Below are 26796 nucleotides of genomic sequence, written 5' to 3'. Positions count from 1 at the left end.
TTCTACATATAGGATAAGCCCTCGACCGATTAGTATTGGTCAGCTCCATGCATTGCTGCACTTCCACCTCCAACCTATCTACCTCGTCGTCTTCAAGGGGTCTTACTAATTGGGAAATCTCATCTTGAGGGGGGCTTCACGCTTAGATGCTTTCAGCGCTTATCCCGTCCGTACGTAGCTACCCAGCCATGCTCCTGGCGGAACAACTGGTGCACCAGCGGTACGTCCATCCCGGTCCTCTCGTACTAAGGACAGCTCCTCTCAAATTTCCTGCGCCCACGACAGATAGGGACCGAACTGTCTCACGACGTTCTGAACCCAGCTCGCGTACCGCTTTAATGGGCGAACAGCCCAACCCTTGGGACCTACTTCAGCCCCAGGATGCGATGAGCCGACATCGAGGTGCCAAACCTCCCCGTCGATGTGGACTCTTGGGGGAGATAAGCCTGTTATCCCCAGGGTAGCTTTTATCCGTTGAGCGATGGCCCTTCCATGCGGTACCACCGGATCACTAAGTCCGACTTTCGTCCCTGCTCGACTTGTAGGTCTCGCAGTCAAGCTCCCTTATGCCTTTGCACTCTGCGAATGATTTCCAACCATTCTGAGGGAACCTTGGAACGCCTCCGTTACTCTTTAGGAGGCGACCGCCCCAGTCAAACTGCCCGCCTGACACGGTCCCCGTACCCGATAAGGGTACTAGGTTAGAACCTAGATACGATCAGGGTGGTATCCCAACGGCGCCTCCACCGAAGCTTGCGCTCCGATTTCTACGGCTCCCACCTATCCTGTACAGATCGTACCCAAATTCAATATCAAGCTGCAGTAAAGCTCCATGGGGTCTTTCCGTCTTGTCGCGGGTAACCTGCATCTTCACAGGTATTAAAATTTCACCGGATCTCTCGTTGAGACAGCGCCCAAGTCGTTACGCCATTCGTGCGGGTCAGAATTTACCTGACAAGGAATTTCGCTACCTTAGGACCGTTATAGTTACGGCCGCCGTTTACTGGGGCTTCGGTTCATAGCTTCGGGTTACCCCTAACCACTCCCCTTAACCTTCCAGCACCGGGCAGGCGTCAGCCCGTATACTTCGCCTTGCGGCTTCGCACAGACCTGTGTTTTTGCTAAACAGTCGCTTGGGCCTTTTCACTGCGGCCCCCTCGTGCTATTCACACTACCGGGGCACCCCTTCTCCCGAAGTTACGGGGTCATTTTGCCGAGTTCCTTAACGAGAGTTCTTCCGCGCGCCTTAGAATTCTCTTCTCGCCTACCTGTGTCGGTTTGCGGTACGGGCACCTTCTCCTGGCTAGAGGCTTTTCTTGGCAGTGTGAGATCATGACCTTCGCTACTATAATTTTCGCTCCCCATCACAGCCCAGCCTTATCGATGTGCGGATTTGCCTACACATCAGCCTCACTGCTTAGACGGACATCCATCAGTCCGCGTCACTACCCTCCTGCGTCACCCCATCGCTCATAGCGGATTACGGTGGTACAGTAATTTCAAACTGTTGTCCTTCGACTACGCCTTTCGGCCTCGCCTTAGGTCCCGACTTACCCTGAGCGGACGAGCCTTCCTCAGGAAACCTTGGGCTTTCGGCGGATCAGATTCTCACTGATCTTTTCGTTACTCATACCGGCATTCTCACTTGTGTAGTGTCCAGCGCTCTTTTCAGTACACCTTCAACCCCTACACAACGCTCCCCTACCCCAGATGCAAAGCATCTAGCCATAGCTTCGGTGGTGTGTTTAGCCCCGTTACATTTTCGGCGCAGAGTCACTCGACCAGTGAGCTATTACGCACTCTTTCAATGGTGGCTGCTTCTAAGCCAACATCCTGGTTGTCTGTGCAACTCCACATCCTTTCCCACTTAACACACACTTGGGGACCTTAGCTGATGGTCTGGGCTGTTTCCCTTTTGACAATGGATCTTAGCACTCACTGTCTGACTCCCGGCAATAAGTATATGGCATTCGGAGTTTGACTGAGCTTGGTAATCCTTGCGGACCCCGCACCCAATCAGTGCTCTACCTCCACTACTCTTATACCGAGGCTAGCCCTAAAGCTATTTCGGGGAGAACCAGCTATCTCCGAGTTCGATTGGAATTTCTCCGCTACCCCCACCTCATCCCCGCACTTTTCAACGTACGTGGGTTCGGGCCTCCAGTGCGTGTTACCGCACCTTCACCCTGGACAGGGGTAGATCACACGGTTTCGGGTCTACGTCCACATACTAATTCGCCCTATTCAGACTCGCTTTCGCTGCGGCTCCACCTTCTCGGCTTAACCTTGCATGTTAAACGTAACTCGCCGGTTCATTCTACAAAAGGCACGCCATCACCCATTAATAGGGCTCTGACTTTTTGTAAGCACACGGTTTCAGGTTCTATTTCACTCCCCTTCCGGGGTGCTTTTCACCTTTCCCTCACGGTACTGTTTCACTATCGGTCGCCAGGTAGTATTTAGCCTTAGCAGATGGTCCTGCTGGATTCATACGGGGTTTCACGTGCCCCGCACTACTCGGGATCCGTCTCGGAGAGAATACAGTTTAGGTTACAGGGCTTTTACCTCTATCGCGGGCCTTTCCAGACCTCTTCACCTACCATATTCCTTTGTAACTCCATGTGAGACGTCCCACAACCCCTAAGAGCAAGCTCTTAGGTTTAGGCTGTTCCGCGTTCGCTCGCCGCTACTGACGGAATCACTATTGTTTTCTCTTCCTCAGGGTACTTAGATGTTTCAGTTCCCCTGGTCTGCCTCTACACACCCTATGTATTCAGGTATGAGTAACTGCGAATTACCACAGCTGGGTTTCCCCATTCGGACACCCCCGGATCAAAGCTTGCTTACAGCTCCCCGAGGCAGTTTCGTTGTTCGCCACGTCCTTCGTCGGCTCCTGGCGCCTAGGCATCCTCCGTGTGCTCTTATTAGCTTAACCTTGATTTTTCCGCAGGAAAATATCATACGATGACATTCTCTTTGGAATCATCTCACTAATAACATTTACTTGTTTGCACAAGTTGCTAAAAGATGTTCTAAAACGCAAATTCGTTTCGGTATCCAGTTTTCAAGGATCAAGTTTAAAAAGTTATTCATTTAAAAATTTATGGTGGAGCCAAGCGGGATCGAACCGCTGACCTCCTGCTTGCAAGGCAGGCGCTCTCCCAGCTGAGCTATGGCCCCATAAAATTACTCTATAATGTTATATGGTGGGCCTTGGTGGACTCGAACCACCGACCTCACCCTTATCAGAGGTGCGCTCTAACCAACTGAGCTAAAAGCCCATATAACATATATAACATTGTGAATCAACCAATGAATTGGTTGTCCGCTTGGCAACGTCCTACTCTCCCAGGACCCTTCGGTCCAAGTACCATCGGCGCTGGAGGGCTTAACGGTCGTGTTCGGGATGGGTACGTGTGGAACCCCTCCGCTATCGCCACCAAACGCATACGAAAGAGACTTGCTCTTTCAAAACTGAACACGAGTGAGTGTTCGAACCCCAGGGTTCTATTGTGGAAGCTGAGCTTCCGATTTGAATGTCCTCATTGCAGAGAACGATTCTCCATAGAAAGGAGGTGATCCAGCCGCACCTTCCGATACGGCTACCTTGTTACGACTTCACCCCAATCATCTACCCCACCTTCGGCGGCTGGCTCCCTTGCGGGTTACCCCACCGACTTCGGGTGTTGTAAACTCTCGTGGTGTGACGGGCGGTGTGTACAAGACCCGGGAACGTATTCACCGCGGCATGCTGATCCGCGATTACTAGCAATTCCGACTTCATGCAGGCGAGTTGCAGCCTGCAATCCGAACTGAGACCGGCTTTGATGGGATTGGCTCCACCTCGCGGCTTCGCTTCCCGTTGTACCGGCCATTGTAGTACGTGTGTAGCCCAGGTCATAAGGGGCATGATGATTTGACGTCATCCCCACCTTCCTCCGGTTTGTCACCGGCAGTCACTCTAGAGTGCCCAGCATTACCTGCTGGCAACTAAAGTTAAGGGTTGCGCTCGTTGCGGGACTTAACCCAACATCTCACGACACGAGCTGACGACAACCATGCACCACCTGTCTCCTCTGTCCCGAAGGCCGCTGCTATCTCTAGCAGATTCAGAGGGATGTCAAGACCTGGTAAGGTTCTTCGCGTTGCTTCGAATTAAACCACATACTCCACTGCTTGTGCGGGTCCCCGTCAATTCCTTTGAGTTTCAGTCTTGCGACCGTACTCCCCAGGCGGAGTGCTTACTGTGTTAACTTCGGCACCAAGGGTATCGAAACCCCTAACACCTAGCACTCATCGTTTACGGCGTGGACTACCAGGGTATCTAATCCTGTTTGCTCCCCACGCTTTCGCGCCTCAGCGTCAGTTACAGCCCAGAAAGTCGCCTTCGCCACTGGTGTTCCTCCACATATCTACGCATTTCACCGCTACACGTGGAATTCCACTTTCCTCTTCTGTACTCAAGCCACCCAGTTTCCAGTGCGACCTCAGGTTGAGCCCAAGGTTTAAACACCAGACTTAAATAGCCGCCTGCGCGCGCTTTACGCCCAATAATTCCGGACAACGCTTGCCCCCTACGTATTACCGCGGCTGCTGGCACGTAGTTAGCCGGGGCTTTCTTCTCAGGTACCGTCACTCCGGTAGCAGTTACTCTACCGGACGTTCTTCCCTGGCAACAGAGCTTTACGATCCGAAAACCTTCATCACTCACGCGGCGTTGCTCCGTCAGGCTTTCGCCCATTGCGGAAGATTCCCTACTGCTGCCTCCCGTAGGAGTCTGGGCCGTGTCTCAGTCCCAGTGTGGCCGTTCACCCTCTCAGGTCGGCTACGCATCGTCGCCTTGGTGGGCCGTTACCCCACCAACTAGCTAATGCGCCGCAGGCCCATCCCTCAGTGACAGATTGCTCCGTCTTTCATTCTTCTCTCAGGAGAAAAAAGAAATTATCCGGTATTAGCTACCGTTTCCGGTAGTTATCCCAGTCTGAAGGGCAGGTTGCCTACGTGTTACTCACCCGTCCGCCGCTAAGTCATTTTGAAAGCAAGCTTTCAAAATGACTCCGCTCGACTTGCATGTATTAGGCACGCCGCCAGCGTTCGTCCTGAGCCAGGATCAAACTCTCCAATTAGTATTGAAAAGAGCGATATGCTCATTTTGAAACATCTGACGAGAAAATTAATTCTCTAATTTTGGATTTCACTTACGTGATTTCCCACTCACTCGTTGTTCAGTTTTCAAAGATCAATGTCTCATCTTTCGTCGTCGTTGCTTGTCAGCAGCGACCTTTATAATATATCACAGCGCCTTTGTTTTCGTCAAGCATTTTTTTAATTTCTTTTTTTGCTTGACCATTTCAGCAAGTTGTTAATCAACAGCTTGTCCAAACGGGCGAGACTTAATGTATCATATTTTTCAAAGCCACGTCAAGCATTAAAATAAAATTATTCTTAATCCGAGTAACATAACCACGCCAGGAAGCCCAAGAACCGTTACTGCGCCTATAGTTGCAGGGTTCAAAGGGATATACACCTGCGTGAGCAAACCTGAGAAGTTCACTACATATATCCCGAGTGCAGCCAATACCAAATGAACCCCAAATAAACTTAGCCACCCAAAACCCAGCTTTTTTCTAAATACAACTAAACCTAATAAGATAACGGATAATATCAATACGCCCATAGCTATCATTCTAAGCATGTAGATCCCCCTTATACAATTATTTATAAGCCCTTATATTTGACTGCTGTTCAACCCCAAGCTTTTTGCATGTTTGAGATGTATCTGATATTTACGTTCTGCAGCCTCCAAAATATATATCGCGTAATCTATCTGATCCTGTCCCAACGCCTCGTCGAACATCAGGTACGCCCTCTCCCACTCTGAATGCGCCTTACGGACCTCTAAGAGGGTTTCCCATCCCTCACTTTCCTTTTTGCCTTGTTCCTTATCCACTCCCCACCACAGCTCTCTCCACCATCCCATTTTAATTCCTCCTCAGAATAATTTTGATCCAAAATACACATCTCGTTATTCTCATTCATATCGGGATAGGGACAAACTTAGAACAAAAAAAAGGAAACCCGAGGGCTTCCTTTTTAAAAAATACCACTATAGAGCTGCTAGAATAGCTCGCGACGGCCTTCCAACGCTTTGGACAAGGTAACTTCATCAGCGTATTCAAGATCGCCACCTACAGGCAAGCCATGAGCTATCCTGGTGATTTTAATCTCAAACGGCCGAACAAGACGAGAAATGTACATCGCCGTTGCTTCTCCCTCAATGTTGGGGTTAGTCGCCATTATAAGCTCGCTTACTCTCTCATCACTCAGACGGGTCAATAATTCTTTCAGGCGAATATCATCAGGGCCGATACCTTCCATAGGTGAAATAGCACCCTGAAGAACATGGTAATATCCATTAAACTCCTTGGTTCGTTCTATAGCCACCAAATCCTTAGAGTCTTGAATCACACATATCACTGAAGGATCTCTAGTTTTGTCCTGACATATCTTACATGGGTCCGTATCCGTAATATTACAGCAGACCGAGCAATAGTGAAGATTGCGTTTGACGCTTACTAGCGCTTTTGCAAAATCAATGACTTCATCCTCTTTCATGTTAAGCACATGAAAAGCTAACCGGGCGGCTGTCTTCGGTCCAATCCCGGGCAAACGCGTAAAAGCATCGATCAGCTTAGCTAGCGGTTCGGGATAATACAAATTAATAATTCTCCTTTAGACTGAAGTGGAGTGGGCTATTAGAACAAGCCTGGGATCTTCATTCCACCAGTGAATTTACCCATGTCATTGTTAGCAAGCTCTTCAGCTTGAGTCAATGCATCATTTACAGCAGTGATTACAAGATCTTGCAGCATTTCAACATCTTCCGGATCAACGGCTTCCGGTTTAATTTGAATAGACAGCAATTTTTTGTGGCCGTTTACTTGAACAGTAACTACGCCGCCACCTGATGAACCCTCAATAACCTTGCCTCCGAGTTCCTCTTGAGCTTTAAGCATTTGCTCCTGCATTTTCTTAACTTGCTTCATCATTTGGTTCATATTATTCATACATCGTCTCTCCTTTGGAATGCGCAATTAGCGCTAGTAAGTTTATATTACTCTTTTATGACAACAAGGTCTTCTCCAAAAAGCTGGATAGCCTCATCAATCCAAGGTTCAGGTTTAGCTTCTGCAGTATCGTGTTCATGCTCCAGCTGCAGTTCTTCTTTGCCAGTCTGTCCCACAGACTTCTGGGCAGCTTCATTCCAGTCACGAAGCATCATGGTTACAAGTCTATAAGGTTTGCCTAGACGAGCTGCAAGCACACTCTCAATAACCTGTCTGTTTGCCGGCTTCTCAGTAGTATCGCGGTGAATCGTGTTCTTGAATGCAACAAGTACCGCATCCTCCATAATCGATACTGGCTCACCGTCTACAAACCATGCATGAACCGTTACCTTTTCCTCTTTTACTCCCTGCAGGACAAGGCTCCACTGTTTATAGATAGCTGCAAAATCGGGACTATCCTTACCAGCAATAAACTTATCTACGTTAGGAGGCATTTTCGAGGCTGAAGAAACCCGCGGTGTTGGAACCGCGTGCGATTTCGGTGCAGGAGCACCATCACGCCCTCCTCCGGAAATACCACCGGATTGCATTGCCTGTTCCAGCTTCTTCTCCAGTGCTGCGATCTGTCTTTTGAGAAGATCGAGTTCACCAGAGTCAACGCTCGAATGATTCGCGCTTACTCCGGCATTTGTTTCACCTAACGGAGCAAATGCGGCGCTCTGACTTACCTCTTGCTGCAAGCTGCAAAGCTTCATCAGCGCCACTTCAAACAGTGTCTGAGGATGTGTTGCGTATTTCATTTCACCTAGGTATTTATTGATTGTATCTACAATCTGAAATAGACGCTCCCGAGAAAATGCGGTGGCCATATCTTTAAATTCAGCAGGATTCAGCACCCTCTCTGTTAATTGATCGGCCTCGGGTACCATCTTAATCATCAATAAATCACGGAAATAATACATGAGATTCTCTAGGCATTTATCTGCACTTTTACCTTCATGCATAAGCTGCTCAACGAGCTCCAGAAGAAGACCCATATCACCTTCTAATATGGCAGTGGCAAGACGTGCAAATTGCTCGGAGGGAATTCCCCCTGTCATTCCTAACACTTGCTCGTACGTAACATTACCATCTGTAAAGGATGAAATCTGATCCAGCAAGCTCAATGCATCACGCATACCCCCATCAGATAGACGGGCAATATACTGCAATGCGTTGTTATCCGCTGTAATCCCTTCCTTCTCACAAATAGCAGTCAGATGGGCGGTCTGTTCTTCTAACGCCACTCTACGGAAGTCAAAACGCTGACAACGGGAAATTATTGTCGCCGGCAATTTGTGAGGTTCCGTTGTCGCAAGAATAAACATCGCATGTGACGGCGGTTCCTCCAAAGTCTTTAATAGAGCATTAAAAGCTTCTGTCGTCAGCATATGCACTTCATCAATGATATACACTTTACGGCGCACCTCGGTAGGTGCATACTTCACCTTCTCACGCAGATCACGAATCTCCTCTACGCCCCGGTTTGATGCCGCATCTATTTCCTGCACATCCATTACATTACCCGCAGCGATTCGCAAGCAGGATGGACATTCGTTACAAGGTTCCGGACCTGGCCCACGTTCACAGTTAACCGCTTTAGCTAAGACTTTAGCAGCACTTGTCTTACCAGTTCCCCGCGGACCGCTGAACAGATAGGCATGCGAAACCCGCTGTTCACGAATTGCGTTCTGCAGCGTTTGGATAATGTGCTGTTGTCCAACCATGTCTTGAAACGACTGCGGCCGCCAAGCACGGTACAGCGCGATATGTTCCACTATGCATTACCCTCTCTTAAGCTGCCGCTTTCCCGGCATTTGTCGCAAATTTATTATACTATATTCATCGGCTATTGACCAAAAACAAAAAGCATCTTTGCTTGTGGCAAAGATGCTATGATAAACAGAATTATAAACCGTGCACCTGTTATTGATGGCTACGATCCAAGCGGCAACCCTACATGACTGCTCGAGTTAGGCCACCCTCCGGCACAAGAGTAATCTTACTTATGGCTGCTTCCTTCCGGACCTGACCAGGTTCATAAGCACTCATTGCGGAGGACCCAACTGTCAACACAGCCCGTAGGAACCAAGGCCTCACATCGATAGCACCTCTAACAGGAATTCAACCTCGCTACAGCGGATTGCGAGTTACAGGGCACCGCTACCTCCCCGTCTAGCACGGCGAAGATAAGTATAGCTCACGCTCGGACAAAAATCAACTCTAAGACATAAAATGAGCCCCTCAGCTATACAGCTGGGGGCTCAATCTAACTGTTAAGCCGCAAAGCGACTGTTCAAATTAGATACCATATTTCTTCTTAAATTTATCAACGCGACCGCCGGCATCCAAGAACTTCTGCTTGCCAGTGAAGAACGGATGGCAGTTGGAGCAAATTTCGACACGAAGCTCTTGTTTAACAGAGCCAGCTTCGAAAGTGTTGCCACATGCGCAGGTTACCTTAGTTACATTATACTTTGGTTGAATTGCTTCTTGCATTTTGAATTTCACCTCTCATGCCCTAAGCCTCATGCGGACCCAGAGTTATATGATTACACTGTGGTATTTTAGCACGAAATATCAAATTGGGCAATATGTTTCATTTTTACATTTTAGCTGCTTAAATATTGATTCCCCGCCGCTTAGCCCGCGCCATATCTGCTGGTGGCACATGTGTATAAGAGCCTATAACTACATCCGGCAGTTCATCGCGGAAAATATCAAGCATCGTCTTCATCCCAAGGATTTCACCCTGGGCAGGAGGAATCAACTCTAAATAACTCTCCGGGTCAATGTTTAGATTGCGCATCTGAATAAGCTTCAGATCAGTACGTCTTACAAACTCCAGCATCGCTTCAATCTCTTCTTCGCGATCAGTCACTCCAGGGAAGATCAGATAATTGATCGATGTGTAAACGCCCTGCGAAGCAGCGTATTTCAAAGATTTCTCTACATTGGCCAATGTATAACCGCGTGGTTTGTAATAAGCATTATAATGGTCATCAAGGGCACTGATTGTGCTGACACGCATCAAATCGAGCCCAGCATCAACGATTCCTCGCATATGATCGCTTAATCCCGCATTGGTGTTGATATTGATATAGCCCATATCAGTAATCGAGCGCACTTCACGAATAGCTTCTATAATAAGTTTTGCCTGCGTGGAAGGTTCCCCTTCACAACCTTGTCCAAAGCTGATAATCGATTCAGGCGTCTTTAAATGCTCCAACATAACTTGTGAAATTTCGTTGACCGTAGGCCGGAAATTCATCCGAGTCTGCGGAGATACAAAGCCGCTATCATCAGGTTGCTCAGAAATACAGCCAAAACATCCAGCATTACATGAATAAGAGACGGGTACACCGCCCTCCCAACGCCCTAAAAAGGTATTGGAGGAAGTCAGGCATTCATAGCCAAGCGCACAGTTAGAAAGATGCTCATAGAGGCGGTTATCAGGATATTTGGCTGTCATCTCACCAACACTGACTTCAAGATCTTCTTTGTCACAATTAAGTGGATTCCATTTCTCTGGATTATCGGTAGGGTCTGCCGCAACATAGAACCCGCCATCCTTCCACACTACAGCCGAATACCCAAACAGAGGAAGCTTATAAGACTTATCTGTCTTCACATAACCAGGAAGACATAGACGAGTGTAGCCTTGCGGCAGCAGCGCTCCGACAGCCTGCGAACCTTCCGGCAAAGACATCATTTCACCCGTCTCAGGATTCATACCCACAGCACGTGTACTAGGCAAGCCCACGAGCGTAGCACCTTCTGGTAATGGAATTAATTCTTCCTCCAGCATTTCAACAATCATATCCCCACTACGGGCTAGCCCGTACAGTTCGGGATGATCATATACGTTTCCTTGCCCGTCGGCATATACCAAATACATGTTAGTCTCCTCTTATTATCAATTCTCAAGTTGTAGGTACTGAAGGTGTCTTCGCCCGTGTGGTACGACGAGCAGCTGTACCGCTGTTGGAGGTGCCTCCGTTACTTGCAGTCCCGTTTGGTGTTGTTTTTGCCCCAGCAACGTCAAAGGATGCCAAGAACTCAGCATTAGTCTTCGTATCACGCAGCTTTTTGATGAATCCCTCCACAAAATCGTAGGACTCGTTCATATTTTTGCGAATCGCCCAAATCGTATCCAGTTCTTCTTTGCTCAAGAGCACTTCTTCGCGACGTGTACCTGAACGACGAATATCGATAGCTGGGAATATCCGGCGTTCCGCCAATTTGCGGTCCAAATGAAGCTCCATATTACCGGTACCCTTAAATTCTTCATATATAATATCATCCATACGCGAGCCAGTATCTATTAATGCTGTTGCCAAAATAGTTAATGAGCCGCCTTCTTCCACATTCCGTGCAGAACCAAAAAACCGCTTCGGCCGGTGAAAAGCCGCCGGGTCAATCCCCCCGCTAAGTGTACGTCCAGATGGTGGAACCACCAGATTATAAGCACGCGCCAGACGCGTAATGCTATCCAAAAGAATAACTACATCCTTCTTGTGCTCAACTAAACGAAGTGCCCTTTGCAACACAAGCTCAGCCACTTTAATATGATTCTCTGGAAGCTCATCAAACGTCGATGCAACCACTTCGCCTTTTACAGAACGCTGCATATCGGTTACTTCTTCAGGACGTTCATCAATCAGCAATACAAAGAGCTCAATCTCAGGATTATTAGTGGAAATACTATTGGCAATTTCTTTTAAGAGGAGCGTTTTTCCTGCTTTTGGAGGTGCTACAATCAAACCCCGCTGCCCCAAACCTACAGGAGCGAGCAAATCCATTATTCGGGTAGACAAATGAGTAGGGGATGTTTCAAGCGGTAGCTTGTCTTGCGGATAAAGTGGTGTTAATGCTGGAAAATGAAGACGCTCCGCTGCACTAGCAGGGTTCTCGCCATTAACGGCATTGACTTGAAGCAGGCCAAAATATCGTTCATTTTCTTTTGGTGTCCGACATTTACCAGACACAAGATCTCCGCTTCTGAGATCAAACTTACGAATTTGTGAAGCTGAGATGTAAATATCTTCAGCACTGGGCAAATAGTTAATCGGCCTAAGAAATCCATAGCCCTCAGGCAAAATTTCTAGTACGCCTTCCATAAACATGAGACCGCTCTGCTCTGCCTGTGCCCGAAGGATCGCAAAGATCAGTTCCCGTTTCTTCAGCTGTCCGTAATAAGGAATCTGGTATTTCTTGGCCAGCTTATATAACTCGGTCAGCTTCATTTCTTCCAGATCGGAAATTTGAAGATCCATGTAATAACCACCTATTCAATTTTTAAATGAGTTCTTCCTAGTCTATCTACTAGGCAAAAATATGATTCTATTAAAATGCTCATTAGGTTAGTATTACCCCAAATGGAAGGAAATATGCGGTTTAACCGCAAATTAATACTCCTTCCAAGCGGGATATCCTAATATTATTCATTCTCACGCCAAACATGAGCACCAAGTTGCCGAAGGTTGCTCACTAAATTATCATAACCACGATCAATATACTCTACGCCGGTCACTTCAGTAATACCATCCTCTACTGTTAACCCGGCAATGACAAGGGCTGCACCCGCACGCAGATCAGCTGCCTTTACTTTAGCAGCATTAAGTTTACTGCCCTCAATAATTGCAGATCGGCCTTCAACACGAATCTTTGCGCCCATTCTTACCAACTCTGGCACATGCTTGAAGCGGTTGCTGTAGACGAAATCGCTAAGCACACTAACCCCTTCTGCCTGTGTCAGCATACTTGTCATAGGAGATTGTAAATCTGTAGGAAATCCAGGATAGGTCAGTGCTTTAACATCTGCATGTTCATAATTAGCTCTACCTATAACTCGGATACTTTCATCAAGCTCTTCAATATCCACGCCCATCTCTAAAAGCTTGGCTGTTAAGGCTTCCAAGTGCTTAGGAATAACATTATCTATCAACACATTACCGCGCGTAGCCGCAGCGGCAATCATATAAGTTCCTGCTTGAATCCGATCGGGAATAATGGAATGACGGCAACCGTGCATTTCCGAGACCCCTTCGATCCGGATGGTTTCTGTACCAGCGCCTTTAATAACAGCGCCCATAGAGTTCAATAGGGTAGCTACATCTATAATCTCAGGCTCTTTAGCCGCATTTTCAATAATTGTAGAGCCTTTGGCTCGTGAAGCCGCCAGCATGATGTTTATAGTGGCACCTACGCTTGATACGTCCAGATAAATCTTCGCACCGCGTAGCTCTTTTGCATATAAGTGGATAGAACCATGTTCGTTGGTAACTGTGGCTCCCAAAGCCTCGAATCCCTTGATATGTTGATCAATTGGACGAGGTTCAAAATTACAGCCACCAGGAAGACCTATTGTCGCTTCTTTGAATCTTCCAAGCAGAGCTCCCATCATATAATACGAAGCTCTAAGTTTCTTAACCGGCCCATTGGGCATTGGAATAGATACAATACGTGAAGGGTCAATTCTCATCTGATTGCCTGACCAGGATACATTAGCGCCAAGCTCTTGCAAGATTTCGGAGTATACGGCTACATCACTAAGGGACGGTAAATTATCCAGAACAACTTCAGATTCGGCCAAAATTGCCGCAGGAATAAGCGCGATGGCACTATTCTTTGCTCCACTGATGGTTACAACGCCCTCTAGCGGACGTCCACCGCCAATCATTAATTTTTCCATAGATTTATCAATTTCCCCCTACGTGTATTGCAGCTGGGTGGGCAATACGTGCTGTGGACTTTTAGTGATGAAAATGGAAAGACACCGGCTAAGCGGTGTGCTTTCCTCATCAAACTATTAAACTGGACAGAGTAATAGCCCTATCCTTTAACAAATTGCTTGTCCACCTGAGGCGGAAGCTACAATGATTAGGCTTTGTTGTTGGATCCAAATTCGCGAATTTTACCAATAACGGTTTCTTTGATTGCATCGCGACCTGGTGCGATGAATGTACGTGGATCATAAGCATCAGGTTTAGCAGCTAGAACTTCGCGAACCACTTTTGCGAACACGATTTGGTTCTCAGTGTTCACGTTGATTTTGGAAGTACCCAGGGAGATGGCTTTCTTGATGTCATGTTCAGGAATACCTGTACCACCATGAAGAACCATTGGGATGTTAGTAGCGTCACGGATTTCTTCCATTTCTTTGAATCCGAGGTTAGGCTCGCCATGGTAAGGTCCATGAACGGAACCAAGTGCAGGAGCCAGGGTGTCGATACCTGTTTCTTTCACAATACGTACGCACTCATCAAGCTTAGCATACATGATGCCGCCGATAACGTCGTCTTCTTGTCCACCAACAGTACCTACTTCAGCTTCTACAGAAACGCCTTTAGCGTGAGCATATTCAACGACTTTTTTAGTCATATCGATGTTCTCATCGATTGGGTGATGGGAACCGTCGATCATTACGGATGTAAATCCAGCATCAATTGCTGCTTTACATTTATCAAAGCTAGATCCATGGTCAAGGTGGATAGCTACAGGAACAGTGATATTCATGTCAATAATTAGACCTTCAACCATTTTAACAACAGTAGTGAAGCCGCCCATGTGGCGTGCTGCGCCTTCAGATACACCAAGGATTACTGGTGATTTTTCTTGTTCAGCGGCACCAAGAATAGCTTGAGTCCACTCCAAGTTGTTAATGTTGTACTGACCTACTGCATATTTTCCTTCAAGTGCTTTGTTCAACATGTCTGTCATAGATACTAATGGCATGGTTTCATCCTCCTAAGAATGTTGGTTGGCTATGTTTTTAAACCGACATCACATACAGGCTTATTATAGCACATCCTGTGTCAAATACTAAATAGGGTAAACAAAAAAATGTCCCGGTGGGACGATTTTTATCCAGCCCATATAACAATTACACTCATCCTCTTCGGAGTCACCACGCGAAATAGGACCGATACAGAAATCACCGTTCTAACTGCATTGATCCACAGACTTGTTATGAAGATGCATGTTTACCGCTACGCGCATTTCGTCTATGTCGAACGGCTTTGTAAAATGCATTAACGCCCCTAGCTTGGTCGCCTCCTTAATCATGTCCAGTTCACCATATGCCGTCATCATAATGACCTTAATGGACGGATTGATCTCCTTTAGATGCTTCAAAATCTCGAGTCCATCCATTCCCGGTATTTTCATATCGAGTAAGACCAAATCGGGTGACTCGCTGCGAACAATGTCTAATGCCAATTTTCCGTTAGCCGCTTGAAATGTTGTATATCCCTCACTATTGAACACTTCCATAAGAAGAATCCGGATCCCATTCTGATCATCGACAATTAATACTTTCTTCTTTTCCATACGATACCCTCCCAGAAATTAAGGCAGATTGACTATACCGCGCTCTCCACAGCGACCGGCCCCTTTAGAAACTACTCCATACGAAACCTATTATTCGTGCTTTACTGTCCAAATCCTGCTAATTGGATAAAATGGGTAAATAAAGAGTCTAAAATGAAATAAATGTCAGTTACAATATTTCTATTAAAGGGTAATACAAAAAGAGAGCCTTCGGATGAAGGCTCTCTTCGACTATTTAAGAACCGAGGGTTCTTTCTGTCTGTGTATAAATTATTGCTGCTCGGAATGCGTCAAAGAGGCTTTGACAAATTCACGGAATAGCGGTTGCGGGCGGTTCGGACGTGAAGTGAATTCCGGGTGGAATTGAACCGAGAGGAACCACGGATGCTCTGGAAGCTCTACGATCTCAACTAGACGGCCATCCGGAGAAGTTCCGGAGATAACCAGTCCTGCTTTTTCAATTTCGTCACGGTAAGCATTGTTGAACTCATACCGGTGACGGTGACGCTCATATACCAGTTCATCATCATAGCAAGACATTGCCAGAGAGTCCGGAATAATCTTACAAGGATACAACCCAAGACGCATAGTGCCGCCCATATCTTCAATATCTTTTTGCTCAGGAAGCAAATCAATCAATGGATATTGTGTATTTGGATCGATTTCGGAGCTGTTTGCACCTTGTAGTCCAAGAACAGAACGGCCATATTCAATTACAGAAACCTGCATTCCAAGGCAAATGCCAAAGAAAGGTATCAATTGCTCACGGGCATAACGAATAGCGGAGATTTTACCTTCGATTCCCCGATCACCGAAACCACCAGGAACAAGAATACCGCCAATACCACGCAGCATTTCGTCCACGTTCTCATCCGTAATTTCCTCTGCATTCACCCAGCGGATCTTAACCTCTGCATTCGCAGCAAAACCTGCGTGTGAAAGTGATTCAACAACGCTCAAATAAGCGTCATGCAGTGCTACGTACTTACCTACAATTGCGATTTCTACTGTCTTCTCTAATTTCTGAATCCGGCTAAGCATACTTTCCCATTCGCGCATATCTGGCGCAGGTGTTGTAAGCTTCAAATGATTAACAACAATCTCGTCCAATCCTTCATCACGAAGGTTCAATGGAACTTCATATAACGTCGAAGCATCGCGGCATTCCACAACAGCATTAGCATCAATATCGCAAAAGAGTGCGATTTTGGCTTTCATATCTGCGGAAAGCTCATATTCCGTACGGCACACGATGACATTCGGTTGAATACCGATACTGCGCAGCTCTTTAACGCTATGCTGTGTCGGCTTCGTCTTCACTTCTCCAGCAGCCTTGATATAAGGAATCAAGGTTACGTGGATATACATCACATTTTCCCGGCCAATATCACTCTTGATTTGACGAATCGCTTCCAGGAACGGAAGACTTTCAATATCCCCTACAGTACCGCCGATCTCTGTGATAACAACATCAGAGTTGGTCTCGCGGCCCGCGCGGAACACGCGTTCTTTGATCTCATTCGTAATATGCGGGATAACTTGTACAGTTCCACCCAAGTACTCTCCACGACGTTCCTTGCTGATTACGGATGAATAGATCTTACCTGTCGTCACATTGCTGTTCTTCGACAGATTGATATCAATAAACCGTTCATAGTGCCCAAGGTCAAGGTCAGTCTCTGCACCGTCATCCGTTACGAAGACTTCTCCGTGCTGGTAAGGGCTCATTGTTCCAGGGTCTACGTTAAGATACGGATCAAATTTCTGAATCGTTACCTTTAGACCTCTGTTCTTGAGCAGCCTGCCCAGCGAAGCGGCGGTAATGCCTTTACCCAGGGAAGACACAACGCCACCCGTTACAAAAATATACTTTGTCACTGTAAAACCCTCCTAAATAAAGTCCAAACATAAAAGCGGCACATGGTGTTTATCGTAACCCGTTTTACTATCATCAAAACAGGGGAAATCAAAAGTTTAATTCACCGGGGAAAACATAAACCGTCATCCCTCAAATTCCATTAATCTACAGCTACTTTGCATCTAAAAAAACAAAAAAGTGACACCCGTAGAACCGGGGCACTTTTTATTTTAGAAAACACGTTTATTAACTTACATGATAAGCCCATGCAATAGTTTACTCTGACGATCCCCCACTGTCAAGGGAGGAATTATGCCACAGACAAGACTCTTCTGATTATTGATCTTACTTGTCATCCTCGGAATCTTCATCGTCGCCATCTTCTGCATCGTCTTCGTCCGTATCGTCTTCGTCTATGTCATCTTCATCGATCACGACATCTTCGTCGACTTCTTCTTCGCTGTCGTCGTCAGAATAGAGGTCGTCGCGATCTTCATCGATAGCGTCGAAATCCTCTTCTTCAGCTGTGTAGTTTTCTTCTTCATCAGCAAAATCGTCATCTTCCAAATCATCGTCTTCATCGTTGATGATGCGCACCCGTTTAGTGTTACCAACCGGATCATCGGAGCGCTCAAGAGGATACCAGCGTTTCAGTCCCCAAAGGTTGGTTCCGACACAGGCAAAACGCCCGTCAATGTTAATCTCGGTATATAACTGGGCAATAGTATCTTGGCTTTCTTGATCGGTCATGCCGCGTAACTTGGCTACCTCGACCATCAGATCACGGTAATAATACGGTGTATTGGCTGCTTTAAGCACCAGAAAGGCAAGATCCACCATTGGCATTTCTTTAACTTTCTCAGGGTCTAGCTTTAAATTGAGTGGCGTACTCACTAAAGGACACTTCCTCTCACGCATTGTTCACATTACGGTTTATTTCAATAATATCCATTAACAAAACTAAGTAAAACCTATTTAACAACAAAATGCAAGTCAAATGCAAGAACCGCCCAACAGAAAAAGCCTCCTGCTTATTATCCATACAGGAAACCTGTCTTCATCAAGAAGAGTTGATATGTAATTGTAGCAAGGTTCGCCGCACCCAAAGTTTTTAGAAATGGGATTTAAAAAGGCGGAGGAAGACCTCCGCGCATGACTGTATCCACGCCAAGGATCGGCTCCTTACGGGATGTTACAAAGAGAGTTTTAATCTCTTCTGTTTATTTTATGTAAAGCGCCGTCTTTTGACACGCTGGGCAGCCCATTTCCTTAAAAAAGGGCAAGTTCCCATTCGGACCCCTCCCTCCGCTCATACAATATGGCAGCAGGGCACCGAGGAGGGACAGCGAAACCTATGGACTATTACAAATTTTGGAACATGCTTCTTGAAGAAATATCGGTTGCCCCCAAAAATGGTGAGCGGCGTATTCTTACCTTCAACGATCCCCGCCAGTATGCCGGAGCTTTCTCCCAATGGAAGGCTCTAAAAGCAAAGCAGCCCGAGCTGCGGCAAGTACAGGTATCTCCGCTGATTCGGGCCTTCTTCGTGCCCGCTGCCGCCGGAAAGCTGATGAACCGATTTGCAGACCTTCTAAATGTCGAAGACGATCTGCAAATCCAAATCCATTCCATAGCTAACGAAAAAAGCGGAATCGCAGCGCTCCCATGGGGGGTGAAAGCGATTCATGCTCCTCAGGCATGGTCTAAATCAACCGGAGTTCACGTCAAAATCGGCGTCATTGACACCGGCGCGGATTACCGTCATCCCGATCTGAAGCATTCATTAGCCACTGGAGTCAACCTACTACACCGCGGAATGCTGCCGCTGGATGATAATGGGCACGGAACTCATATCGCCGGAACCTTAGCGGCAGCAGGGGGGAATCGCGGAATGATGGGAGTGGCGCCGCGAGCGCTGCTATATCCAGTCAAGGCTTTTGATCATAGTGGATCAGCCTATGTATCCGATATTGTGCTAGGTATTGATTGGTGTGTGCAGAACCGAATCGACGTCATTAATATGAGCTTTGGAATGAAGACTAGAAGCAAGGCGCTCCACAATGTGGTTATAAAAGCGTATCGGGCCGGAATCGCCGTCATTGCCTCCTCTGGGAATGACGGCAAACGTGGCGGGGACTATCCCGCACGTTATCCCGAGACGATAGCCGTGGGCGCCATCGATAAAAGACACCGGGTTGCCGGCTTCAGCAATCGCGGTTCATATATCGATGTATACGCGCCCGGCGAAGGCGTGCCCTCCTGCTGGCTGAAGGAGGGCTACAAAGAAATGAGCGGCACCTCCATGGCGACCTCGCATGTCACGGGAGCCGCCGCACTGCTGCTCGCACTGCGACCGGGCCTCACGCCAAGGGAGCTGAAGCTGCTCTTGCGCCGCACCGCGTCCCCGGTGCGGCTGCGTAAGGGGCAGCGCCGCGCATCCCTAGGCGGCGGCTCTGCCGATGCCCTACGCCTGCTGAGAGCAGGAGTAAGGGCGAAGCGTTCGGTCTCCGCGAACGTGTAGACCCCGCCCGGGCACCGGGTGGGTCACTCTGACGTTAGCACAGCTGATGCCGGTGCGAAGAACGGCAGCAAAGAAAAATCCGCCCCCCAGGAAACCGGAAGGCGGATTTTTTGTCGTTTGCTGTTGATTTACATGCGATCCGGTGCAGAAACTCCGACAAGACGCAGTACATTGGCAATAGTAGTACGTGTTGCGCCCAGCAGAGCAAGACGCGCCACGGTTTGAGCAGCATCCTCAGTAATTACACGTTCAGCTTTGTAATAACTGTGGAACATCGCAGCCAGCTCATATACATAACGAATGAGGCGATGTGGAGCATAACCTTCAGCCGCAACAGCGATTTCTGCCGGGAGCTCACCAATTTTGCGCAGCAGGTCATATTCATGCACTGCTGTCAGCTTGGAGAAGTCAATTTCAGCGTAATCAGGGATAGAAATCCCTTGCTCCTCTGCCTGACGGAAAATACTGCAAATACGCGCATGCGCATATTGAACATAGAATACAGGATTTTCATTAGAAGTAGAGATCGCCAAATCCATATCGAAATCAAGATGAGAATCCATGCTGCGCATGGTGAAGAAATAACGAATCGCATCGATCCCTACTTCCTCCATCAAATCTTCCATCGTAACCGCTTTGCCGGTACGTTTGGACATTTTGACCTTTTCACCATTCTGGAACAGGCTGACCATCTGAGCAATCAGAACCACTAGCTTCTCAGGATCATTGCCAAGGGCTGACATTGCCGCCTTCATCCGAGGAATATAACCATGGTGATCAGCGCCCCAAATGTTAATCATTTTATCGTAACCGCGGCCATACTTATCGCTGTGATAAGCAATATCCGGGGTAAGGTAGGTATATGTGCCATCATTTTTGATCAAGACACGGTCTTTATCATCCCCGTATTTTGTCGTTTGCAGCCAGGTTGCCCCATCTTGCTCATACACTTCTCCACGATCACGGAGCTCGTCCAGCGAGCGCAGTACTTCTCCGTTCTCATACAGCGAGGTTTCACTGAACCAGATATCGAAGTTTACACGGAAAAGACCTAGATCACGTTTGATTTTATCCAACTCTTTATTAAGTCCATAGGTCCGGAAAAAAGCAGCGCGCTCACTAGGGCTCATCTCGAGCAAGGTATCGCCCTTTTCTGCCACAAGCTCCTTCGCAAAACCCTTAATATCCTCACCATGGTAACCATCTTCCGGCATTTCTGCCTCTTGTCCCAGCTCCTGAAGGTATCTGGTTTCAATGGATTTACACAGATTAGCCACTTGGTTACCGGCATCATTAATATAATATTCCCGGGTCACTTCATAACCTGCATAATCAAGCACATTACACAGCGCATCACCGACAGCAGCGCCACGGGCATGCCCTAAATGTAGGCTACCCGTTGGATTGGCACTGACGAACTCCATTTCAACCTTCTGACCTTGACCCAGATTAATACGGCCATAGTCATCCCCCTGCTCAGCAACAAGGCTGATGATTGGGTACAAGTAATTCTTAGACAGGGTAAAGTTAATAAAGCCTGGTCCTGCAATCTCCGCTTTCTCAATAGAAGCTCGGCTCGTATCCAAATGCTCAATAATAGCTTCAGCAATCTGGCGTGGATTACGTTTAGCAATTTTGGTCAGCTGCATAGCAGCGTTCGTAGCCAAATCACCATGCGCCTTATCTCTTGGTACTTCAAGTACAATATCCGGAACCTCTTCCGGTGCAACCAGCCCAGCATTCACAATCGCATCGGCGATGGCTTCTTTTACCCGTTCATTTACAAGCTCTAACGGATTCTTACTATGTGTCATAATTTCGGTTCCTCCTGTATATGCAAACTAATAGCGAACTTTCCTGTCAATTCCTCGTAAACGTACAAATCATATTCCCAGGCAACCGTTAAAGAACGCCCTTCGCGCACAACTTCCAGCTTGTTCGTTTCCGTAGAAAGATTGAACTGAGTATATGGCGAGCGGTAGAATCCTGGCAGACGCCGTCCAGCTTCAAAGCTCTGCTCCGACTGAATCCCGCCATGGCGGATTAGCTTCAGTTGATTGCCTGCAATCTTTATCGTTGTACGAACAGAAACTTCCTCTCCGCGAGGACCCTGCTCTAATTCTTCATATTGAATATATAGATGCGGTCCCTTGGATGTTACTTCTCCATTCGCTTCCATAACATTTCGCTGACCATCTTGAAGGCTCACGAGCGTTATAGAGACATCATATTTGTCAGACTGTATTTCAGGCATCACACGTTCCTCCATTCTGCAAGCCTCTGCATTCTGCATAAGAAAAACGTCTAATGGCAAAGCTTAAACATTTTTATATTAATCAAAGGCCTATTTCGCTTTCCCATTGTACACTATAATCCAGTTCAAAGAAGCATTTCAATACAGAATCAAGCATATCTTCATAAGCACATAAAATATTACCATATTGATGATTAAAAGCACACTTTGAACGTCCATTCTCTATGTATATCATTTACTTCGATAATATTTGCACCTACCAAGCACCTATCGGACATAGATGACCCTAAACGCAGGATGATTCCATATTCGGTGTGATAACGGACCCCTTAGTCGCTATTGGCATAAAAAACAACCCATTTGAACCTCTTTCTAGGGAATAGTGTTACTGGAGTCCGAAACCCTATCCCAAAGGCCGAAAATTTGCAAATAACGTCAACTGGGTCCGTACCCCTCCGAGGATGAGGGATCTGATAAGGCCACTGATAAGGGTACTATTCAAGCAAGCAACCAAGGATAAAAAATACAGAGCAGCGATTCTCCAAGTATCCGGAGAATCGCTGCTCTGCTGCCTATTTGCGATGTTTACAATACTTCGGACCCTTATATTTTTTATTGAAGAGAATTATTGGGTCATCACTTTTAAAGAAAACCTGCGTTCCCATGAAGCTCCGCCGTCTTTGGTCACATACAAGGAAGAGTAATCAAGCTCATGGATGGCGAGCCAGCCCTCTTTATTACTAGTAAAGGAAGTTACCCCGTCATAACCAGCGAGCTCCGGAAGATTAGCCCATTGCTTACCGCCGTTATAAGAGCGTCCAACTGCCACTTTCTCTGCTGCTGGGGAAAATCCCACTAAAAAAGATGTGCTGTTTCCCACAAGCTGCAGATTCCCGGGTTTGCCAGCGGCTGGCCCTTTATTGAATTCAGCCTTGCCACTGCCTGGCGCAGGTCCGCCGCCGGCAGTTTCCTGAGCGATCACACGATTCCAACTTTTCCCCCTGTTCGCACTTTCATACAGCGAGTAAGAGGTCTGACTCATCCCCGTACCGCCATAGAGCAATACAGCGACCTGATCTCCCTTAGCGGAGATTTGTCCAAACTCGGGCTCGGCAAAAGCCGCCTTCAATGAAAGGCTCCAAGTTCCCCCTCCATCTGTGGTCTTCATTACCCGATATCCGCTTCCCGGCACGATTACAACCGCCCAGCCGGTATTCCGGTCACTAAAATAAGCGCCTCGTGTATTGGGTGGGGTGGAAATTTTACTCCAGCTCAGCCCCCCGTCTTTGGTGTAAAACGTGGCGGCTCTCTCATAAGCAAAACCTTTCTTACTATCGATAAAATTTATTCTTTCAAAGCTGACGGCATTGTTCGAAAGTCTCTTCCACTCCGAGCCACCGTTAGAGGTACCAATTAAATATTGAGCCTGCCCCTCCTCTACAGAAGCAAGAGCAAAGCCATGTACATTATCGGGAAAATCGAATTGTTTGAAGCTCCATTGGCCTTGATAGATCTCTTGAAAATGGCAACCTCCGTCAGAGGTACCAATCATAAATCCATTACCTGCTGCCCGTCCAATATTCCCATTCAAAAACTGAACATCAGAAAAGCTAAGCGGTGTGGATACATCGCCTGAATGCTTGTTTTGCAGGGCCTGTAGCAAGCCGTGATCTCCCGTGCCGCAAGTCGCTGGTGCAGCATGTACAGAAGTTACAGGTGCACTCCAGCCTGAAACCATAATAAGCGTCGCCGAGAGGGCGGTTATTGTCGTCTTATGAATCCTTTTCGTCCATTTCATGATGACACCTCCTAATATGTATATACCCTTACTCACAATCCCTACTCTGTTATACCGCCAGAGAGGATACCCTATCTACCTTAAACAATCACAAAATAGAAACAATTTGTTACCCTCCATATCCCTAATGAATATCCTTCCAGATCCTTCCCCATAATATGAAAGAAAGGAGTCTGGTGCCATGACACGCGAATCAACGAATCCACCGAAACGAAAAAGCCGCTTCCGGCGTTTATTTCGGCTGCTGGCAGCCTTGATCATATTATTTGTATTAACCACCGGAGCTCTGCTCGGTTATCTATATCAAAAAGATCTTCCACCGATTAGCGATGATGTGCGCTCCAAGCTGTTTGACTCCCGGGGCAATGTTCTTGCCACCTTTACCTCAGACGGCCGCAGCCGTGAACCCGTCAAATTAAGTCAAATTTCTCCCCTGCTCATTGAAGCTACACTAGCAGTCGAGGATCGTAAATTTTATGAGCATTCCGGATTTGATCTGAAAGGGATGGCACGAGCTGTTCTTGTCAATCTGGAAGAGGGGAACCGGTCGCAGGGTGCTAGTACGCTAACTCAACAGCTCGCACGTAACCTCTACCTATCCCATGAAAAAACGTGGACGCGCAAGGCTAAAGAAGCTGTCTATACGATGCAGCTGGAGATGAAATACAGCAAAGATGAAATCCTGAACATGTATTTAAATAATATCTATTATGGCCACGGTGCTTACGGCATTGAAGCAGCCTCACGGATGTATTTTGGTAAATCTGCAGCTGATTTAGACCTGGCAGAGAGTACCATGCTGGCTGGAATTCCAAAGGGACCTACCTATTATTCACCATACAACCACATGGACAATGCTAAAAAGCGCCAGAGAATCATCCTGACCGTCATGGCGAATTTAGGTAATATCACTCAGGAAGAAGCCGGACAAGCTGTCCAAGAGAACTTAAACTTCAAGCCGCAAGGACAAAAGGATACGCTTGTAGCTGCGCCTTATTTCCGGGATTATATCCGCAATTTGGCTATAGAATCGCTCCACATCAGTAATGATGAGCTGGAGCAAGGCGGACTAAATGTCTATACCACCCTTGACCCTGACATGCAGCATGCCGCAGAAAATGCCGTTGATAAAGAGATGGATCAAACTAGTGATCTGGAGACTGCGCTTGTATCCATCGATCCTCGCACCGGTTACATCAAAGCAATGGTCGGCGGAAAAAATTATCGTACCAACCAGTACAATCATGCTTTGGCCACCACACGCCAGCCGGGTTCTTCCTTTAAGCCGATTATGTATTTGGCCGCACTCTCTTCCAAAGAGATGACAGGACTTTCGGTCTTCAATAGTCAGCCAACGATGTTTCATTATGATAACAACCGCAAAACGTATCAGCCCCGAAACTTTGGGGATAAGTATCTGGGTGAAATTAATATGCGGCAAGCTATCGCAGCATCGGACAATATCTATGCTGTTAATACAATTATGAAGATCGGCGCGGATAAAGTGAGCGAAATGGCTGCGAAGATGGGCATTGACAGTCCACTTCAAAGCGTACCTTCGCTGGCACTAGGCACTTCACCGATCAGTCCGCTTGAAATGGCTGCGGCTTTTGCTGTAATTGGAAACAGCGGTCAGAAAATGCCGACCACAGCCATTCTAAAAATAACCGATTCGAATGGCATGGTCCTGTATGAAGCACCTCAACCCAAAGGAGTAACCGTCGTAGAACCTTCAGCTGCCTATGTCCTGACTCGTTTAATGGAGGGGGTATTCGAGACTGGGGGGACGGGTAATCGTGTGGCTTCCATAATCAAACGTCCGGTAGCCGGCAAGACCGGCACTACGGATACAGATGGCTGGATGGTAGGATTCACCCCGGAGCTATCCACGGCAGTCTGGGTTGGATACGACAAGGGGCGCGACATCGCAACTACCGACGGACGGCGTGCGGCTCCCATTTTCGCCCAATTTACTGAAAAAGCGCTGGAAAATGTCCCTCCAAAAATTTTCCCCATTCCAGATGGAGTGGTCAGCGTATACGTCAATCCACAATCCGGTAAACTTGCTACAGCAGCATGTCCCGACAAAGAACTGGAAACCTTTATTAGTGGAACTGAGCCCACCGAATACTGCGAATTGCATGGAACTGGCGCCGCTCCTGCTGTCGATGACACACAAAGCAAGGTTGATCCTGCGGAAGAGAACCGTTCCCTATGGAAGAACATTAAACGCTGGTGGTTGAATTAGCCTCTTCATTTATATTGAAGGGGTTTTTCTTTTTTATAAGTTATATATTGTAGTAACAACAGAATTTCCAAATTCAAATATCACTTATCACATAAGGGATGTAACCGTTTTATTTATTATGCTTACCCCATTCTCTTAACTCTCAATTACTGCTATAATAGTTATTAGAAACCAAAATAAATTGATGTAAATGAGGGACATGGGATGAAGGATACAGGCATGATCCGGAGTTTAGACAGTCTTGGGAGAATTGTGGTTCCCGCAGAAATCCGTATGACGCGTAATATCGACATTGGTGATCCTATCGAATTTTTTGTTTTAGACGAAAAAATCATCGTCCTTAGGAAGTACACCTCGACAGAGTGTACATTTTGCAGAAGCCACGACCATGTCACCTACTATAAAGAGCAGTTTATTTGTAGCAGCTGTCTAAAAGAAATTGTCGATCCTGAACGCATGTCTCAATTGCCAGAGTCACGTGAGGATTTTGTTGTTGAGGCACCAGAGCACAACACCAGCATCCGAAAGTCGAAGACAGAGGAAATGTGCCAACGTCTGGAACAAGCTATTGAAGATCATCCCTATGCCAACCAAAAAGAACTTGCAGAAATCCTCGGGATTAGCCAAGCCAGAGTGAGTCAGCTCAAACGCAAGCTTAGCAGTACAAGCAAATCATAAAT

At 47.0% G+C, this 26796-nt stretch carries 19 protein-coding genes, 2 tRNA genes, 3 rRNA genes and 1 other RNA gene; 3 read left to right on the top strand and 22 right to left on the bottom strand.

Annotated elements, in window-relative coordinates:
• Positions 1 to 9: 9 nt before the first annotated feature.
• The 19 genes from NST40_RS00685 to rpoE all read right to left on the bottom strand — a co-directional run bounded on the left by NST40_RS00685 (position 10) and on the right by rpoE (position 18189).
• A 23S ribosomal RNA gene (locus NST40_RS00685) occupies positions 10 to 2935 on the bottom strand.
• Positions 2936 to 3104: 169 nt separating this feature from the next.
• A tRNA-Ala gene (locus NST40_RS00680) sits at positions 3105 to 3180 on the bottom strand.
• 24 nt (positions 3181 to 3204) lie between these two features.
• A tRNA-Ile gene (locus NST40_RS00675) sits at positions 3205 to 3281 on the bottom strand.
• A gap of 46 nt (positions 3282 to 3327) precedes the next feature.
• Positions 3328 to 3444, bottom strand: a 5S ribosomal RNA gene (rrf, locus tag NST40_RS00670).
• Between the two features lie 124 nt (positions 3445 to 3568).
• Positions 3569 to 5126: ribosomal RNA gene (locus NST40_RS00665) — 16S ribosomal RNA — on the bottom strand.
• Together the 16S, 23S and 5S rRNA genes with 2 tRNA genes alongside form the textbook arrangement of a ribosomal RNA operon.
• A 302-nt stretch (positions 5127 to 5428) precedes the next feature.
• A complete protein-coding gene (locus NST40_RS00660; protein ID WP_038568084.1) occupies positions 5429 to 5695 on the bottom strand; it encodes a pro-sigmaK processing inhibitor BofA family protein in 267 nt (88 codons plus the stop codon).
• Between the two features lie 33 nt (positions 5696 to 5728).
• Complete coding sequence (locus NST40_RS00655; protein WP_076278007.1) at positions 5729 to 5980, bottom strand: DUF2508 family protein; 252 nt, start codon at positions 5978 to 5980, stop codon at positions 5729 to 5731.
• A gap of 137 nt (positions 5981 to 6117) precedes the next feature.
• Positions 6118 to 6717 carry a recombination mediator RecR gene (gene recR / locus NST40_RS00650; protein ID WP_036679922.1) on the bottom strand — a complete coding sequence of 200 codons (600 nt, stop codon included), beginning with the start codon at positions 6715 to 6717 and terminating at the stop codon, positions 6118 to 6120.
• 38 nt (positions 6718 to 6755) lie between these two features.
• On the bottom strand, positions 6756 to 7067 hold the full coding sequence (locus NST40_RS00645; RefSeq protein ID WP_036679924.1) for a YbaB/EbfC family nucleoid-associated protein: 312 nt from the start codon (positions 7065 to 7067) through the stop codon (positions 6756 to 6758).
• Positions 7068 to 7114: 47 nt separating this feature from the next.
• Positions 7115 to 8884, bottom strand: coding sequence for a DNA polymerase III subunit gamma/tau (gene dnaX / locus NST40_RS00640; RefSeq protein WP_076218777.1), 1770 nt, complete (start codon positions 8882 to 8884; stop codon positions 7115 to 7117).
• Positions 8885 to 9021: 137 nt separating this feature from the next.
• Positions 9022 to 9290, bottom strand: an RNA gene (gene ffs / locus NST40_RS00635) — signal recognition particle sRNA large type.
• A gap of 117 nt (positions 9291 to 9407) precedes the next feature.
• Positions 9408 to 9605: a 50S ribosomal protein L31 gene (rpmE, locus tag NST40_RS00630; protein WP_036679927.1), complete on the bottom strand. Its 198-nt coding sequence runs from the start codon at positions 9603 to 9605 to the stop codon at positions 9408 to 9410.
• A 121-nt stretch (positions 9606 to 9726) separates the two neighbouring features.
• On the bottom strand, positions 9727 to 11004 hold the full coding sequence (locus NST40_RS00625; protein WP_038568079.1) for a radical SAM protein: 1278 nt from the start codon (positions 11002 to 11004) through the stop codon (positions 9727 to 9729).
• A 25-nt stretch (positions 11005 to 11029) separates the two neighbouring features.
• A complete protein-coding gene (gene rho / locus NST40_RS00620; protein WP_036679930.1) occupies positions 11030 to 12382 on the bottom strand; it encodes a transcription termination factor Rho in 1353 nt (450 codons plus the stop codon).
• Positions 12383 to 12546: 164 nt separating this feature from the next.
• Entirely contained in the window at positions 12547 to 13800 is a 1254-nt protein-coding gene (locus NST40_RS00615) for a UDP-N-acetylglucosamine 1-carboxyvinyltransferase (protein WP_036679932.1), read from the bottom strand.
• A gap of 188 nt (positions 13801 to 13988) precedes the next feature.
• Complete coding sequence (gene fba, locus NST40_RS00610) at positions 13989 to 14843, bottom strand: class II fructose-1,6-bisphosphate aldolase (RefSeq protein WP_036679934.1); 855 nt, start codon at positions 14841 to 14843, stop codon at positions 13989 to 13991.
• 207 nt (positions 14844 to 15050) lie between these two features.
• Positions 15051 to 15437, bottom strand: coding sequence for a response regulator (locus NST40_RS00605; protein ID WP_036679935.1), 387 nt, complete (start codon positions 15435 to 15437; stop codon positions 15051 to 15053).
• A gap of 270 nt (positions 15438 to 15707) precedes the next feature.
• Positions 15708 to 17315 (bottom strand): CTP synthase, encoded by a 1608-nt coding sequence (locus NST40_RS00600; RefSeq protein WP_076130377.1) that lies wholly within the window; start codon positions 17313 to 17315, stop codon positions 15708 to 15710.
• A gap of 325 nt (positions 17316 to 17640) precedes the next feature.
• Entirely contained in the window at positions 17641 to 18189 is a 549-nt protein-coding gene (rpoE, locus tag NST40_RS00595) for a DNA-directed RNA polymerase subunit delta (protein ID WP_036679939.1), read from the bottom strand.
• 460 nt (positions 18190 to 18649) lie between these two features.
• On the opposite strand from rpoE, the gene NST40_RS00590 reads away from it, so the two are divergent.
• Positions 18650 to 19816, top strand: a complete 1167-nt coding sequence (locus NST40_RS00590) for a S8 family peptidase (RefSeq protein ID WP_036679942.1) — start codon at positions 18650 to 18652, stop codon at positions 19814 to 19816.
• A 128-nt stretch (positions 19817 to 19944) separates the two neighbouring features.
• On the opposite strand, the gene argS is transcribed toward NST40_RS00590, so the two are convergent.
• The 3 genes from argS to NST40_RS00575 all read right to left on the bottom strand — a co-directional run bounded on the left by argS (position 19945) and on the right by NST40_RS00575 (position 23868).
• A complete protein-coding gene (argS, locus tag NST40_RS00585; RefSeq protein ID WP_036679944.1) occupies positions 19945 to 21630 on the bottom strand; it encodes an arginine--tRNA ligase in 1686 nt (561 codons plus the stop codon).
• Entirely contained in the window at positions 21627 to 22070 is a 444-nt protein-coding gene (locus NST40_RS00580) for a DUF1934 domain-containing protein (RefSeq protein WP_036679946.1), read from the bottom strand. Before NST40_RS00580 ends, argS begins: the two co-directional genes overlap by 4 nt.
• Before the next feature lie 625 nt (positions 22071 to 22695).
• Positions 22696 to 23868: a hypothetical protein gene (locus tag NST40_RS00575; protein ID WP_341000896.1), complete on the bottom strand. Its 1173-nt coding sequence runs from the start codon at positions 23866 to 23868 to the stop codon at positions 22696 to 22698.
• Positions 23869 to 24049: 181 nt separating this feature from the next.
• On the opposite strand from NST40_RS00575, the gene NST40_RS00570 reads away from it, so the two are divergent.
• Positions 24050 to 26116 (top strand): PBP1A family penicillin-binding protein, encoded by a 2067-nt coding sequence (locus tag NST40_RS00570; protein WP_076278004.1) that lies wholly within the window; start codon positions 24050 to 24052, stop codon positions 26114 to 26116.
• Between the two features lie 204 nt (positions 26117 to 26320).
• Positions 26321 to 26794 (top strand): AbrB/MazE/SpoVT family DNA-binding domain-containing protein, encoded by a 474-nt coding sequence (locus tag NST40_RS00565; RefSeq protein ID WP_038568063.1) that lies wholly within the window; start codon positions 26321 to 26323, stop codon positions 26792 to 26794.
• Positions 26795 to 26796 lie beyond the last annotated feature (2 nt).

It is taken from the genome of Paenibacillus sp. FSL R10-2778, from assembly GCF_038593035.1.
Taxonomy (GTDB): domain Bacteria; phylum Bacillota; class Bacilli; order Paenibacillales; family Paenibacillaceae; genus Paenibacillus_AQ; species Paenibacillus_AQ odorifer.
Note: the sequence above shows the minus strand (reverse complement) of the source record. Positions and strands in the feature narration are given on the sequence as shown.